Source organism: Agarivorans sp. Alg241-V36 (genome assembly GCF_900537085.1).
In the GTDB taxonomy this organism is placed as follows: Bacteria; Pseudomonadota; Gammaproteobacteria; order Enterobacterales; family Celerinatantimonadaceae; genus Agarivorans.
The window spans coordinates 72,585-88,138 of record NZ_UNRE01000002.1; the positions used below are offsets into that span (position 1 = coordinate 72,585).

Consider the following 15,554-nt stretch of genomic DNA (forward strand, 5'->3'; position numbering starts at 1 on the left):
ATGTAAAAAATACTGACAAAGGTTTACTTCGACCAAAGAGGCTACAGGCAAGGACCCAAAATGAATGTGATTGAGTTGCGCGAGTACAGAATTAAGCCCGGTAAAACCCGCCAATGGCTTATTTGGATGGAACAAGAAATACTTCCTTATCAACAATCTAAAGGTGTAGAGCTAGTAAATAGCTACACATATTCTGATGATAAGGGTGACGAGTGGTTTGTTTGGTTAAGAAAATTTAAAGATGAGCAAAGTCGCCAGGCAGTTTATAGCCAGCTCTACGATCAATGGTGGATTGATAATGTGCGGCCTAAAGTCTTCGAGCTAATTGATGAAAGCAGTGTAAAGGTTCGCCTACTGCAGCCTGCATTTAGTGATGAAAGCTAGCCCTATTGTGGCTAAGGCAGGGCGTTTTTAACTTGTTGTAGCAGTTGTTCTACATGCGCTTTATCGTAAGCTTGTGGGTTTAAAACTTGGGTACTGGCGCGTTCAATCAGCTGAGTGGCGACCGAAGCTTTAAAAGGCGGTTCGCTGGCAGAGTCGTTAAATAGCATTTCCACAGCCTGCGCCGAGATCGCCGCAAAATCTTGCTTTATGGTGCTAAGGGGCGGGTAGAAGTAGGCGCTGTCGGCGCTGTCATCAAAACCTATCACCGCGACTTGTTGTGGCACCGCTAAGTTGTGCTCGTGAAGGGCACGCAATACCCCCAATGCCATTTGGTCACTGGCCACCAACACACCATCGATAACTGCACCATTGGCTAGTGCTTCACGAGTAAGCTGGTAACCACTGCTTGCGAGCCAATTTCCTTCCAGCTGCGCCACTACGGTGGCTTCAAATTGTTGAATTTGGCTTAGCCAGCCTTGCAGGCGCAGGCTTGATGCTGTGGAATCTTGTGGCCCAGTAATCAGCAATAAACGCTGCCTCTTTTGCTTTAGCATTAATTGTGCGGCTTCACTGGCCCCTTGGTAGTGGGCTGCGCTAACCGAATTAACTTGGCTGTCATTGGGTACATCAATAAATACAAAATGCAGATCAGCAAATAGTGCAACCAATTGTTCTGCTTCATCTTTGGTGAGCGGAAGGTTCACAATAATGAATTCTATGCGCTGGGATTTTAGTTCTCGTGTGGCGGTTAGCACTTTTTCTAAAGCGTGTTCATCGACTACCGCAAAGGAGGTTCCATAGCCGTGCGCTTGGGCTTGAATGCGAATATTGTTGGCAATAATTGAGATGCCATGCAGCGATACATCAAGGGTAATTAAGCCAATAACCTTAGACTTTGCTCCACTTAGCAACTGAGCGCCTTTGTTGGGAACATATCCAAGTTGAGCGATGGCAGCATTAACCTTTTCACGTGTTTCTTCGGCAACATTAGTGGCACCGTTGGTCACCCGAGAAACCGTTTGAGTAGAGACTCCTGCCAGCTCGGCAACTTGTTTAAATGTAACGCTCACCTGCAAATCCCTTGTGTTTAGTTCTTTGTTTCGCTTTAGCCAATAAATTGTAACACCCAGCTTAAGGGAAATCTTAAGCGAGCTAATAAAACGCGATTCAACGCTACAGTAGATACTGTGTTTTCGAAAACACAACCCGATCAACGTCACAAGTAAACGTTTTCCCTGTCGATCTTGATCACATAACATCCGAGGTTAAATGGCTTATAAGTGTAAATAGGCGCATATTTCGCTCAATGTTTACGCAAACACTTGGATGTTGTTATGAGTCAGATTGTTCACCTTTGTAGCAAAAATTGCAGCCTCATTATCAAGCTGGCGCGGGTGCCAGAAATTTTACATTGGGGCAATAAAATAGAGCAGATAGATGAAGATATTCTGCTATCCACTGAGCGACCTATTTCGCAAGCACGCTTAGACGTAGATGTGCCATTAAGTCTGTGTCCCGAGTTAGGCAGTGGTCACTTCAATGCGCCTGGCATAGAAGGGCACCGTAACGGTTACGATTGGGCGCCAGTTTTTAACACTACCGATCATTACTCCAGCGAGAGTTGCGCGGTATTTACCCTGCGTGACGATGTTGCCAATCTTGAGCTTAAAATTGAAATAGAGCTCGATTACGACAGCGATGTGGTGAAAAAACGCATTAGCGTGACCAACTTAGAACATACCAAGTACTACCTCACCAAGCTGTCTGCTACCTTGCCCTTGCCACACCATGCTAACGAATTAATGACTTTTCATGGTCGCTGGAGCCGCGAGTTTCAAACCCACCGTCAAGCTTTCTCTCACGGTGGTTTTATGCAAGAAAACCGTCGCGGCCGCACTTCCCATGAAAACTTCCCTGGTTTGTTTGCCGGTAGCAATAACTTTGATCAGCAAAATGGTCAGGTTTGGGGCTTTCACTTGGGCTGGAGCGGTAACCACCAATTACGGGCCGATGTAAAAAGTGACGGCCGCCGTTTTGTTCAAGCCGGTGAACTGCTACTGGCGGGCGAAGTGCGTTTAGATTACATGCAAACGTACAGCACGCCTTGGTTGTACGCCTGTGCCAGTAATACCGGTTTAAATGGTATTTCTGATCGCTTCCATCGCTATGTTCGCGCCAACATTATCAAGTTTCCAGAAAACAAACCTCGTCCAGTGCATTTAAATACTTGGGAAGGGATCTACTTTGAGCACGATCCTGAGTACATCATGAAGATGGCTAGCGAAGCCGCCGAGATGGGCGTGGAGCGTTTTATCATCGACGACGGTTGGTTTGTTGGTCGCAGTGGCGAGCGAAGCGCCTTGGGTGACTGGTATCTGGATGAGAAAAAATACCCCAACGGTTTAGAGCCGGTGATTGAGCATGTAAACCAACAGGGCATGGAGTTTGGCCTGTGGGTTGAACCAGAGATGATCAGTAAAGACTCTATCTTGTACCGCGAGCATCCAGAATGGGTGTTAGAGCTAAAGGGTTATCACCAGCCATCAGGGCGTTGGCAATATGTACTTAATCTGCAAAATAAAGACTGCTTCAACTACCTGTTTGAACGCTTAAGTGAGCTGCTTACTCGCTACAACATTGGTTATTTGAAGTGGGACATGAACCGCGAGTTAGTCCAGCCTGGCCATGTTGGTCGCCCAGCGGTAAATGGTCAAACTAAAGCCTTATATGCCTTGCTGGATAAATTGTTGGCGGCCCACCCCAAGGTTGAGATTGAGTCTTGCTCATCGGGTGGTGGCCGTATTGATTTTGAAATACTAAAACGTACTCACCGGTTTTGGGCCTCTGATTGTAATGACGCACTAGAGCGCCAAACCATTCAGCGAGGCATGAGCTACTTCTTCCCGCCAGAAGTTATGGGGGCGCATATTGGCCCAGACGAGAGCCATACTACTCGCCGTTGCCATCACATTAATATGCGAGGCATGACCGCATTAAGCGGACACATGGGCGTAGAGCTAGACCCGGTTAAAGTGCCAGCAGAAGAGAAACAAGCCTTTGCTCACTATATTGCACTGCACAAGCATTATCGCCCTCTATTACACAGTGGCCGAAGCTTCCGTTTAAATGCTTCGGATAATCGCCAACACATAAGCGGCGTACAAAGTGACGACGAAATGTTGATCACGGTATGTCAGCTAGCAATGCCTGATTACGCCTTGCCAGCACCTCTGCGCATTAGCTGCGTAGAACCCGGAGCAAGCTACCAAGTTAAGTTGGTAGAAATGCCAGAAACCAGCTTCCAGTTAATGAAGCAGCGCCCCAGTTGGTTAGATAAGACCCTTACCTTGAGCGGCGATAACCTACGCGAGATTGGCTTAACGCTGCCGATTTTAGACCCTGAGTCTGCCTTGATGGTGCACCTGAAACGAATTTAGTTATTGAAATTTTAGTCTCAACCGAGTGGGCAGTGATTGCCGCTCGCCAACTTATTGAAGGATTAACCATGTCTATAACAGTGTTCTTATCGTTCCTGCTGTTTACTGGCTTTGTAGGGGTATTCACCTATAACAAAGTGAAGAAAAACAAGCATGATTCTCAAGATGGCTACTTTTTGGGTGGCCGCAGTTTAACCGGCGGCTTAATTGCTAGCTCGTTAATTTTAACTAACTTAAGTGCCACCAGTTTTGTGGGCATGAGCGCGCAGTCTTACACCCATAATATGAGTGTAATGGGCTGGGAAGTCGCCTCGGGTGTAACCCTAATTATTATTGCGCTGTTATTGGTGCCGCGTTACTTAAAGCAGGGCATTACCACTATTCCCGATTTCTTAGAAAGCCGTTATGACTTATCGGTGAAGAAGTTTGTTACCTTGTTATTTTTGTGCCAATACGTGATTAATATTTTACCAACCACCTTGTATGCCGGTGCGGTGGTATTGGGTGAAATCTTTGATATTCAAACCTTGTTAGGTGTGTCTGAGTTTGCTGCCATTGCCATTATCTCTGCCACCATTGGTGTGCTGGGCTTCTTTTACGCTATTTATGGTGGCCTAAAAGCGGTTGTAATTGCCGACACCATTAACGGTGTAGGTTTAATTATTGGCGGTTTAATGATCCCGGTATTTGGTTTAATTGTGTTGGGTGGCGGCAGCTTTGCCGATGGCCTGCATCAAATTGTTACGGTTGCGCCAGAGAAGCTGCAGTCGGTAGGTACCTCTAGCGACCCACTGCCATTCTCTACCTTGTTTACCGGTTTGCTATTAGTGAACTTGTATTACTGGGGTACCGACCAATCTATTATCCAGCGTGCTTTAGGGGCTAAAAATCTTAAAGAAGGGCAGAAAGGGGTAATTTTAGCCGGTGGTATTAAGGTTATCTCGCCACTGTTTTTAATTATTCCCGGCATTATTGCTTTCCATATGTTTGGCGCTGACGCGGGTAACCCAGACACCATGTATACCCGTTTGGTGAACGAAGTATTACCGAAACCACTGGTAGGCTTTTTTGTTGCGGTAATGTTTGGTGCCATTCTTAGTACCTTTAACGGTGTGCTTAATAGCTCAACCACTTTATTTGCGCTTAACGTTTACAAGCCCTTGTTTGGGGAAGGTAAGTCTGATCAAGAGTTAGTAGCTAAAGGCCGGGTATTTGGGGTACTAATTGCGATTATTGCGGTATGTATTGCACCTTTTATTATGTTTGCGCCAGAAGGTTTATTCCAATACTTACAAATGGTTGCAGGCTTCTTTAGTGTGCCAATCTTCACAATTGTATTTGTCGGTTATATTTCTAAGCGTGTGCCTGCTGTGGCAGCCAAAGTGGCTTTGGTAGTGTTTGTATCGTCTTACGCCGCCATGCAATTAGTGTTTGAAACGCCTTTGCACTTCCTACACCAATTAGCCATTTTGTTTGTGGTTTGTACCATCTTAATGTTTGTGATTGGCGCCTTTAAACCGCGGGAGCAAGATTACGTTATGCCAATTAATAAAGACATGGACGTAACACCTTGGGAATTCCGTTTTGAAGCCTCTGCCATTGTGCTTTACATGGTATTGGGTGCGTTCATCATGTTCTCAGATATCGGCTTAATGTCAGACGATCCTACGCTGCTACAAACCTACGGCTTCTGTGGTTTGATTATGTTGGTGGGTAATTTCTTCAGACACCTTAAGCGTAAACAACTTCAGCCAGAAGCTGAAGCTAGCTAATTATTGGCTTACTCATCTTTTGCCCAGCCTTGTTGCTGGGCTTTTTTATGGCTAGACGAACGGTAAATAGTTAAGACCTACATCGCTTTGAATAAATGGTTAGCGCTGCGGCTTACCGGGTATTCGCTATCATCTTCTAAAGCCACGGTTAGTTTGCCTAAGATGTTCTTGTTCACCCGTTTAATGGCATTCACTCTCACTAAGGTTGAGCGGTGAATTTGCCAAAACAAGCCGGGTTCAATTTGTCCCAGTAGTTCTTTTAGTGGCGTACGAATTACGTAGTCGCCTTGCTGGCTGCGCACTGTGGTGTACTTATCTTCGGCAACAAAAGCCAAGATGCCGTCTATGGCGATAAGCTCTACCGCTTCGCCTTTACTGGCTCTAATCCATTGCAAATATTCAGGTTTATCGTCTAAGGCTTGGACTAGGGCTTGTAAGTCATAGTTGGGGCTAGCGTCGGGCGTAGCTTGGCGCTGCTGAATACGCTGGCAGGTTTGTAATAAGCGTTGCTCATCAATGGGTTTTAGTAAGTAATCAACCGCTTGTTGTTCAAAGGCTTGAATGGCGTATTCGTCAAAGGCGGTGGTAAATACAATATGGGGCGGCTTGCTCAGCTGGTTGAGCTTTTGCGCCACTTCAATGCCGGTCATGCCGGGCATACGAATATCTAAAAACACCACATCGGCGGCTAACTGCTCGGCAGCGGCTAAGGCGCTTGGGCCGTCACCGGCCTTGTCTACAATCTCAAGTTCTGGCCAGCACTCACCGAGCATTTTGTCTAAATGAAAACGCAGTAGGGGTTCGTCATCAACAATTATTGCTCGCATGGAAACTCCAAAAGGGCCAAGGTGCCGCCCTGGTCTAAAGCGTGAATGTTTAAGCTGGCTTGGTTGGGAAACAAGCTAGCTAGGCGTTTTTGGATATTGCCTAAGGCTAAGCCATTGCCTTGTTTGGCGGCTTGCTTAAAACCAATGCCATTGTCTTCAATGCTTATTTGCCAGCGCTGCTGATTAAGCGCAATTTGCACCGTAACCCGACCACCTTCGGCCTTAGGCTCTATACCATGAAAAACCGCATTTTCTACCAAGGGTTGCAATAACATGGGAGGCAGTTGGTGCTGGTTAAGTTCTGGCGAGGCCAGTTCTACAGAGAACTGTAGGCGTTCACCTAAGCGAATTTGTTGAATGGCTAAATAGGCGCTTATGCCGGCCACTTCATCCTCTAAGCGAATGCTCTCTTGGCGGCTTTTTTTAAGGGTAACTCTAAGCAGCTCGGTAAACTTATCTAACAGTACTTCTGCTTGTTTCGGTTCTACCGCAATCAAGGCTTTTAAATTAGCCAAGGTATTAAACAAAAAGTGGGGTTCTATTTGGCTTTGCAGCAGTTTAAGTTGGCTGTAGGTAAGTGCTTGCTCCGCCTTTAGCCTTTCTAATTCCGCTTGTTGCAGCGCCGAGGCCATTTCTAGGTTTTGTTCGCGACTAAAAAAGTAGTAGTAAATGGCGGCACAGAAAAATAGCGCAATTAACACTACTTTAAGCATCAACGACCAATTGAAATTGTCGTAATAAGGGCTAATCCAATACCAAGTATGGGCACTGCCAATGCTTAAGGTGATGGGGGCACTAAGCAGAAAGGTCCAAAAGGTACTCATCTTAGGGAAAAGGATGTCTATTAACATGCCGGTAATGGTGCCAACCACACCAAAAACGAGCGCAATAAGGTAGTGCATCCAATAGGGGCCGCCCCAAATAGAATTGGTGACATAGCCAATGGCAAAGGAGAATAGTGCACAAATGGCCAGTGAGCGCCACACCGATGCAAAACATTTAGTTTTCAAAAGTATCCCTCAAGTTTTATTAAGACAATTTTGCTTTCGGGCAATAGGCTGTATACCGCAGAGCTAGCTCCACCAAGATAGCGCAGCCTAGCGCCAAGCGTCCATCCTTGGCTGAATTCATAATCCAGCCTTGCTGTGGCGATCACGCCACCATCTTCGGGCGCTAGCATTAAATCAAATGCCGGTTGCCAATCTTCAATATCTCGATGCCAGTGCAGCATCACATTATGTTGAACCAAGTTTTGGCCATTAAACACCTCACCTTGAGAATAACGCAGTTGGCTAATGCCGCCGTTTTGCTGCTCAAGGTAACGGCTAATATCTGCTACATTTTGCCATTCTTGTTGGTTTAGGGCGCGGTTATCAAACCAATATTCCAAGATAAGGTTATCGCCGTTTAAGTTCGCCCAGGTCATGCCGATTAGCGCTTGGAAACCATGCTTAAACTCTTGCTCGTTAACTGGCGGAACTGTGCCAATGTTGTCGGGATTTAAGTGGCTAACTGCGCGCAGGTAATGCTGTTGATAGCGCGATTCTGCATGTACTTCCCAAGCATCGCCAAAGGTCGTTACCCACGTTCCGCCAAGGTTAAGTGCTCGCTTATTATCGTAGTAAGTAAGCGCTTGCCATTCGCTATTATTGCTTAGCTGGTACCAACGTAAACCGGCTCCGCGCTGCTGCAAACCTTCGGACTCAGTGGCTAGGTAGGAGTCGGTGTAGAACAAGGCATATTCGCCGCTGCCACTAAACTGACTAAGGCTTAACACCCCAACACCTTCTTCAACTTGAATCGCTACTGGGTTGCGTCGGTAGGGCAAAAACATGTCTAAGGGGCGAAAGCCATAACTTACACCTAAGTCGATGCGTTGCTTACCTACCAGCAGGTCACGCTCGGCTAACTCGGTTTTCCAGAACAGCTCGGCAAAGATCAAATCGTGCTGGTTATCTTGTTTTTGCTTGTTTTGACTAAGTGCTACCAACTGGGCTTGCAGATTGCCGTACTGTGGAAACCAGCGTAAAGCCACGTCGGCAAATCCCTGGTCCTCGCTAGCAAATACCGGGCTGTTAGACGCACTCGCAAAACCAGCATCTAGTTCCAGTTGCCACTGCTGCTGCCAAGCTGCATGGCTAAAGGTACTAACCAGCAACAAAAGCCAAATTAAAGCAAACTGAGCCAAAACGTATCCTCGTGAAATCCTGTCCTTTGAGCATTAGCTTATGAGAGAGGCTAAGTTAACTGTTTTGAATGCGATAAACGGTTAGTTAAGTTGATAAAGTGTTTTAAGCAGGGATAAGTGGTAAGGGTATTATTGAGGTTTTATGTGGGGTAATTGGAATGTGAATTACGATTCCTTCTTTCCACAAGGGCTTGCATGCTTTTGTGCTGATGTTTTTGTTATTATTCGAGCTAGGTGGCTGATGCAGCTTAGGAAAGGTGATAATCTGGGTTTTATCTTAATAAAATGTTAAGGCGTAATCAGTAAGGATTTAGTTTTGGGCGTACAAGTAAATAGAGTTAAAGACAAAAAAACTCATGGCGACGTAACCATTGAAGATTGCGAGGGCGGCTATGATGGCGAGTACATATGTCATGTCAATGGGTGTAACGCAGAGATGTCCTTTGTTTATTCTTATGAGCAAAGACGGCTAGAAAAAGTAATTACAGTTCCTTCTTTCTTTAAGTTAAAACAAAACCAAAAGCATTCGTACAAGTTGTGTCCGTACAACACCGAGGGGGCGGTTGAGGTTATTGCAAGAGACTCAGATCCAAATGTACTAAGGTCATTAGATAACAACAAGTATGAGTTCAGTCTTCAGATACTTCACCAACCCGAACTTAGGGAGGATGAAAGTGGTGCGACAAAAAAATCAACACCCCCCCCTAAAAAAATCCCGAAGGGTAAAGCGTATACCAAAAAAGGCACAGCCTCTAGTTACATAAAAGTACTAAATCAAGTTCTTACATTGAGATCAAAGCTTGAAGAGGATAGCGAGCTTGCTTCCTTGATCGTCCTCAACTACCGAGGAAAGAAGGTCAAGTGGAGTAACTTTTACTTTGAGGAAGAGCAGTATATTTCAGCTTACAACCTTATCGAAGATAGAAAGGTGCAATATCCAATGTGTTTTACTGGGGTGATTTCTAAATTGATCGGTCCAACCGAAAAATTTAAATACTGGAAAATTAAACTACACAGCCCTTTCTATGAGCTCTTAGATAATGTCACACCAATTCCAAGTATTGAGCTAATTGTGGCAGATAAGGGGCTCGACCTCTCAGGATATTCAGAAGGCCAGAGGCTTTTGGCGTATGGTGTTGTCAAGACTTCGGTAGGTGAATGGGTGCCACCTAAAGAAAGAGATGAAAAAGAACCTAAGATAATTAATTTTTTTAATATGAGCTTATGGATTAATCATCATGAACAAATTTTTGTCCTCAAGCCTTAACAAATCAAATCACGCGGATGTCGCTACGCTCCTCCGGTGTTTGAAGCGTTGGTACTACATGGATAGATTACTCGTAATTTTAACTTTATCTATTTGTTTTGGTTCTGTTGCTGCCGAAAGTGTTTGCTATGGAACGACTTCAAATGGACACTTGGAAAATGGCGTAGAGCTTCCTTCAGAGGGAGATAATTTTGTCACTTACAGCACCGTTGCGCGCTTAGCTGGGCGAACCTATGTTCATTCGACTGTACACGACATTGTGGTTTCGTCTTATGCTCGCCTTTACCAAGAGTTACCAACGAAGGTTTATAAATACGCGGAAACCGGTTTTGAATCTGGTGGCCGTTTCAGGCCTCACAAAACACATCGTAATGGTTTGTCGGTAGATTTTATGACTCCTGTTATGGACGCAAAAGGTAAGTCAGTTCACCTTCCAACAAACCTCTTTAATAAACTTGGGTACAAGATTGAGTTTGACTCGAAAGGGCAATATGACAGTTTAGTCATCGACTATGAAGCAATGGCTGCTCATATCGTTGCATTACACAAGGAAGCTTTGGCGTATAATGTTGATCTTTGGCGTGTTATTTTTGATCCTGAGTTGCAGCCAAATCTACTTAAAACACAATACGGGCAGTACCTGAAAGAGCATATTCAATTTTCAAAGAAACGCTCGTGGGTAAGACATGATGAACACTATCATGTGGACTTTAAGGTTCCGTGCTCCGCCCTGATTTGATCAATCGTTGCAACGTTTGGCTACCCATTTTTTGGCGTTAATACTGAGTATGCTTAGCTTAGGTTTACCCAAGGCATCACAGCTTAAATTACTTTCTTAACTCATTTCTTTCCAGTGGTGAATTACAACACCCGCTTGTTTGACGTTACGCTCTATTGGTTACTTACCTGCGAATGTGCAAGTTCAAGTATGTGATTACAACTTTTGGAGCGGTTTTTGGCAGAAGAAAGAAGTAACAGACTGCAGTTGTTGATTTTAGCCCTTGAGCTATGAGGTTCTTATGGAGAGGGGGAAACAGTTTTGGGGAAGAAAGAAGTACCCAGAGTGCCGCTGTTGATTTTAGCCCTTGAACCATGAGGTTCAAGGCGGGAAACAAGACCCTACCGTAGGCTTCTCAGTCGGGCTGAGCATGCTCAATAGCAGAGAAAAATTACCCTTAAGATACAATTATCGGCTCAGGGACATCACCAACTGGCGAACACCCCAGGAAACTAAACTCTTTATACACTGTAGTAAAACTTCGAATACCCTGCGAGTACTCTATTCAACATTATCCACTGGTTGGCTCTGTTCTAACAAGGCACGTTCAATGGTGTTTTGTAGCTCTACTATGCGCTGATTCATGTTATCAGCATAATTCTGATTTTTTGCTTGTTCGCTATGCAGCTCATAAGAGAGATGCAAACCAACCATAATGGCTAAGTGCTCGGTACTATTAACGCTGCTCTTTTGTTTGAGCGCTTCTAAACGTTGAGATAATTCGTCGGCGGCTTGGCGAAGCTTATCTTCTTCACCTACCGGGCAAGCTACCCGATAATTCTTGCCTAACAATATTATGTCTACGCCCTGCGTCATGATTCGCCTTAGCTAAACTCTATTACGACCGAATATATAGCGCAGCGCGCTAACTTGCAACCATTGTTGCCGTGGCTTTGTGCAAGCTGCGGCAATAACGAGCAGTTTGCTGTAAAGCTAAACAAAACTGCGTTATCGGTCTCATAAAAGCTTATTTGATTGCTTGAATATCCCTAACGATTTGTCCACCATAGCCAACTATAATTATTTGAGCGTTAACCTTAACGCCAGTTTCAAAAGTTTTTTAGGTAACAGGATACAAAGCTTCATGGCGCAAGCAGGCAGTTTTGCCGATGAACGTCGCAGATTTTACCGCATTGTCTACCCAGTGCGTTTGATTCAGCTCCTCATCAAAATGGTTAACACTAAAATTGCCAACGTTGACCCTCAAGGCCGCAAAAAATCAGAAGTGAAAGACGCCTACGCGGCGCAGTTCATGCCGATGATGTACTTGGGCGATCATGTCTTTCCTGTGTTAGATGTCTCCGAAGGAGGCTGTCGTATTCAGTGGCGCTCTTCTGCCGAGCCTTTACCTATTTCCAGTAAAATTTTGGTTGGGCGGGTGTTATTTCACAAAGACCTAAGCAAAATTGTTGATTACCTGCCTAAAGATCTCCAAGACGAATTCGAAGATTTAAGCTTGCTCTACAGTACCGAAGGTTACGAACATCAATTTGAAGCGAGAATTGTGCGCAAGATTGAAAACAAGCGTGACCCTTATCCGCAACTGTGTTTGCAGTTTACTAAGGCCACCCACATGTCGGCGCGCTTTATTCGCCAACAAGAGAGCACCTTAATTAAACTGTTTCGCGATCAATACATTGAGCGGGTGCGCCTGCGTCGCCAACAGCTTAAAGAAGCCCAACAAAAATAGCCCTTTTACTGCCCCAAATATGAGTTTAAAAATGGCCGCTACCCTTAAGCAGTGTTAGGATTAGCGGACTAAAAGTAGCTAGGTATTTAACGTGACTAAAATTGCATATCCAGATTACGAAGATCTGGGTGAACTACTCATAGGTTCAAAAATATTGGTAAGCCCTGCAGAAGTTCATGGCCTGTTAAGTGGCTTACTAGCAGCTGGCCTACCCAATGACGGTGACTGGATGAGCCAGATTAATGCGCTGATTAACGATGGCCAAGGCCTTCCGGTTGAGATTAAAAAGCAGCTTAAAATAGTAATGGAAGCCACCCATAGCGGGATGAGTGACAGCTTATTGGGTTTTCAATTGATGTTGCCCGACGATGAAGTGGTAGTAGAAGAGCGCACCGAAGCCTTAGCCCAATGGGTACAAAGCTTTTTAGTGGGTTTTGGGGTAGTGCAAAACGACCTAAATAAACTCTCTGAAGACGTGCAAGAACTGGTTAAAGACTTCACCGAAATCAGTCAATTGTCTTCCGATTTAGATGATGACGAAGAAGAGAACGAACAAGCCCTATTCCAAGTAGTGGAATACGTTCGTATTGGCGCCATTACTATCTTTGCTCACCTCACTGCCAGTGATAGCGACCAACAACAACCTACACTGCATTAAACACTTATAAGCCAAGGAGTTGCTGTGTTTTCACAACGTCGTCAGCAGTTATTTGCTGCCATGTCAGACAACAGTGTTGCGATTTTCTGTGCTGCTGAGGAACAAACCCGCAGCCGCGACACTGAGTTTCCTTTTCGCCAAGACAGCGACTTTTACTACTTCTCTGGGTTTAACGAGCCCAGCGCAATGTTATTGCTTATTAAACACGCTGGCGAAACTCGCACGGTGTTGTTTAATCGCCGCAAAGATAAGCTAGCCGAAATTTGGCAAGGCCGCCGTTTAGGCCAAGAGCAAGCCGTAAGTAATTTGGCTATAGATAAAGCTCACGCTATAGAAGAACTTGGCGAGCATTTACATCTTGAGCTAGATGGCTTAGACAAAGTGTATTTGGCGCAAGGTCGTTACCCCGCTTACGATCAGCAAATCTTTGCCGCCATCGAATGTCTGCGCAATGGTTTACGCCAAGGCTTTAAAGCACCTAAGCAAATTGAAGATTGGCGACCCATTGTTGATGAAATGCGCCTGATTAAATCGGCCGAAGAAGTAGCGCTTATGCGCAAAGCTGGCGAGATTTCTGCCGCGGGTCATGTGCGCGCTATGCGCAGTTGTAAAGTTGGCATGTATGAGTACCAGCTAGAAGCAGAAATTCATCACGAGTTTTTAATGGCCGGCTCACGCGCACCTGCTTACGGCACCATTGTTGGCGCTGGTGATAACGCGTGTATCTTGCATTACACCGAGAATGAAAGCGTGATGAAAGACGGCGACTTGGTGTTGATTGACGCCGGCGCTGAATACCAAATGTATGCCGGTGATATTACCCGTACCTTCCCGGTAAACGGTAAGTTTAGCCCCGAGCAAGCCAAGCTCTACCAAGTGGTATTAGATGCCCAGTTAGCCGCTTTAGCCATGCTAAAACCAGGTGTGTCTATTAACCAAGTTAACCAAGAAGTGCTTAACATTATGGTAAGTGGCTTAGTGGAACTGGGCATTATGCAGGGCGACGTTGCTAAGCTCATCGAAGAAGAAGCTTATAAAGAATATTACATGCATGGCCTAGGGCATTGGATTGGCCTAGATGTTCACGATGTGGGCGACTATTGGGATGTAAAACGCAGCCGCCCGCTGGCAGAAGGCATGGCAATTACCATTGAGCCAGGCCTATATATTCCTGTTGATGCCGAAGTACCTGCAGCTTATCAAGGTGTGGGTATTCGTATTGAAGATGATGTGGTTATTACCAGCTCCGGTTGCGACATTCTTACTAGCGATGTGCCTAAATCAATTGCCGAAATTGAAGTACTAATGGCGACTAGCTAGTATGAGCCAAGCCCAAATCCAAGACCAGCATCAGCACTTTGATATTGCGATAGTGGGCGCGGGCATGGCGGGCGCAAGCCTTGCTTTAGCTTTAAGCAACGCTAGTGCTGAACAGCCCTTACGCATTGCGGTAATCGAAGCGGCTGAACTTAATTTTGGCCAACACCCAGGCTTTGATGGCCGTGCTATTGCCTTATCGGCTGGCTCGGAGCAATGGCTTAGGCAACAAGGCTTGTGGCAATATCTAGCGCCACATACCTGCGCCATTGAGCATATCCATGTCTCGGATCGTGGCCATTGCGGCTATACCACCTTAAATGCTCAGGAGTATCAGCTTGATGCCCTAGGGCAAGTGATTGAGCTAGAGCACGCTGGTCGTGAGTTTCACACTCTACTTAGCCAACGCCAGCAAGTGCAGTTGTTTTGCCCCAACAAGGTGAACAAAATTGAGCAACAAGCTGAGCAAGTGCTGTTGGAGCTAGATAACCAGAAAACCATAAGCGCTAGCTTATTAGTGGGCGCAGACGGTGCTGAGTCGCTAGTGGGTAAACAAATTGGCAATCAGCAGCTGCATGATTTTGGCAAGTTTGCCTTAATTGCTAACGTGCAAGCAGAGCAAGATCTCGCAGGTCGGGCTTTTGAGCGCTTCACCGAAGACGGGCCATTGGCGCTACTGCCAATGACCGACAATCGTTGGTCGGTGGTGTGGTCACTTAATGCAGAAGACGCTCAGCGCTTACAGGCCGCCAGTGAGAATGAGTTTTTAGCCGAATTACAAAGCGCCTTTGGTTATCGTGCAGGGCGCTTTATCGGCGTGGGTAAACGCTTTGCCTATCCTTTAGCGCTGCGTTATTACCCACGTTTGTTTAGTCACCGTTTATTGGTGCTGGGCAATGCTGCCCATGCGCTGCACCCCATTGCAGGGCAGGGCTTTAATTTAGGACTGCGCGACGTAGCGGCCTTGGCAGAGCTTATTCAACAGCAGTGCAGCAGTGGCGGCGATTTAGGCGCACACAGCCTATTAGACGCCTACCAACAGCGCCGTGAGCAAGACAATGCCCGCACCATTGCCATGACTTCTACGCTGGCCAGTTTGTTTGCCAGCAATGACAAAACCTCGGTGGTTCCACGTAATCTTGGCCTAATGGCCATGCAACTTTCCCCTAGCTTTAAATCGCTGTTAGCGAAACAAAGCTTAGGTTTACATCTCTCTTAACAAGCACTAGGACAGGC

Annotated in this window: 14 protein-coding genes and 1 other RNA gene; 9 read left to right on the plus strand and 6 right to left on the minus strand. The window is 45.8% G+C overall.

Annotated features, from left to right (window positions below):
* The first annotated feature begins 60 nt into the window (after positions 1 to 60).
* On the plus strand, positions 61 to 384 hold the full coding sequence (locus G6R11_RS04815; RefSeq protein ID WP_163131962.1) for an NIPSNAP family protein: 324 nt from the start codon (positions 61 to 63) through the stop codon (positions 382 to 384).
* An 11-nt stretch (positions 385 to 395) separates the two neighbouring features.
* Here G6R11_RS04815 and G6R11_RS04820 read toward each other — a convergent pair whose 3' ends face one another.
* Positions 396 to 1,454 carry a LacI family DNA-binding transcriptional regulator gene (locus G6R11_RS04820; RefSeq protein WP_163131963.1) on the minus strand — a complete coding sequence of 353 codons (1,059 nt, stop codon included), beginning with the start codon at positions 1,452 to 1,454 and terminating at the stop codon, positions 396 to 398.
* A gap of 264 nt (positions 1,455 to 1,718) precedes the next feature.
* Here G6R11_RS04820 and G6R11_RS04825 point away from each other — a divergent pair, with 264 nt between their 5' ends.
* Positions 1,719 to 3,821: an alpha-galactosidase gene (locus G6R11_RS04825; RefSeq protein ID WP_163131964.1), complete on the plus strand. Its 2,103-nt coding sequence runs from the start codon at positions 1,719 to 1,721 to the stop codon at positions 3,819 to 3,821.
* A 68-nt stretch (positions 3,822 to 3,889) separates the two neighbouring features.
* Entirely contained in the window at positions 3,890 to 5,593 is a 1,704-nt protein-coding gene (locus G6R11_RS04830; protein WP_163131965.1) for a solute:sodium symporter family transporter, read from the plus strand.
* A gap of 77 nt (positions 5,594 to 5,670) precedes the next feature.
* Here the strand turns inward: G6R11_RS04830 and G6R11_RS04835 are convergent, their stop codons facing one another.
* From G6R11_RS04835 to G6R11_RS04845, 3 genes are read right to left on the minus strand one after another with little or no spacing between them, the layout of a single operon-like run.
* Positions 5,671 to 6,420 (minus strand): LytTR family DNA-binding domain-containing protein, encoded by a 750-nt coding sequence (locus G6R11_RS04835; RefSeq protein WP_163131966.1) that lies wholly within the window; start codon positions 6,418 to 6,420, stop codon positions 5,671 to 5,673.
* Positions 6,408 to 7,430: a sensor histidine kinase gene (locus tag G6R11_RS04840; RefSeq protein ID WP_163131967.1), complete on the minus strand. Its 1,023-nt coding sequence runs from the start codon at positions 7,428 to 7,430 to the stop codon at positions 6,408 to 6,410. Before G6R11_RS04840 ends, G6R11_RS04835 begins: the two co-directional genes overlap by 13 nt.
* Entirely contained in the window at positions 7,427 to 8,608 is a 1,182-nt protein-coding gene (locus tag G6R11_RS04845; RefSeq protein ID WP_163131968.1) for a hypothetical protein, read from the minus strand. The genes G6R11_RS04840 and G6R11_RS04845 overlap by 4 nt, the downstream gene beginning before the upstream one ends.
* Before the next feature lie 316 nt (positions 8,609 to 8,924).
* Between G6R11_RS04845 and G6R11_RS04850 the strand changes: the two genes are divergently transcribed.
* Both G6R11_RS04850 and G6R11_RS04855 read left to right on the plus strand, forming a co-directional pair.
* A complete protein-coding gene (locus tag G6R11_RS04850) occupies positions 8,925 to 9,875 on the plus strand; it encodes a hypothetical protein (protein WP_163131969.1) in 951 nt (316 codons plus the stop codon).
* A gap of 58 nt (positions 9,876 to 9,933) precedes the next feature.
* Positions 9,934 to 10,614 (plus strand): penicillin-insensitive murein endopeptidase, encoded by a 681-nt coding sequence (locus G6R11_RS04855; RefSeq protein ID WP_163131970.1) that lies wholly within the window; start codon positions 9,934 to 9,936, stop codon positions 10,612 to 10,614.
* A 312-nt stretch (positions 10,615 to 10,926) separates the two neighbouring features.
* On the opposite strand, the gene ssrS is transcribed toward G6R11_RS04855, so the two are convergent.
* A non-coding RNA gene (gene ssrS, locus G6R11_RS04860) (6S RNA) lies at positions 10,927 to 11,107 on the minus strand.
* A 47-nt stretch (positions 11,108 to 11,154) separates the two neighbouring features.
* Positions 11,155 to 11,469: a cell division protein ZapA gene (gene zapA, locus G6R11_RS04865; protein ID WP_163131971.1), complete on the minus strand. Its 315-nt coding sequence runs from the start codon at positions 11,467 to 11,469 to the stop codon at positions 11,155 to 11,157.
* 268 nt (positions 11,470 to 11,737) lie between these two features.
* Between zapA and G6R11_RS04870 the strand changes: the two genes are divergently transcribed.
* From G6R11_RS04870 to ubiH, 4 genes are all read left to right on the plus strand, one after another.
* Complete coding sequence (locus G6R11_RS04870) at positions 11,738 to 12,343, plus strand: hypothetical protein (protein ID WP_163131972.1); 606 nt, start codon at positions 11,738 to 11,740, stop codon at positions 12,341 to 12,343.
* A 91-nt stretch (positions 12,344 to 12,434) separates the two neighbouring features.
* Positions 12,435 to 13,001 (plus strand): UPF0149 family protein, encoded by a 567-nt coding sequence (locus G6R11_RS04875; RefSeq protein WP_163131973.1) that lies wholly within the window; start codon positions 12,435 to 12,437, stop codon positions 12,999 to 13,001.
* A 24-nt stretch (positions 13,002 to 13,025) separates the two neighbouring features.
* A complete protein-coding gene (pepP, locus tag G6R11_RS04880; protein ID WP_163131974.1) occupies positions 13,026 to 14,321 on the plus strand; it encodes a Xaa-Pro aminopeptidase in 1,296 nt (431 codons plus the stop codon).
* A gap of 1 nt (position 14,322) precedes the next feature.
* Positions 14,323 to 15,537 (plus strand): 2-octaprenyl-6-methoxyphenyl hydroxylase, encoded by a 1,215-nt coding sequence (gene ubiH / locus G6R11_RS04885; protein WP_163131975.1) that lies wholly within the window; start codon positions 14,323 to 14,325, stop codon positions 15,535 to 15,537.
* Positions 15,538 to 15,554 lie beyond the last annotated feature (17 nt).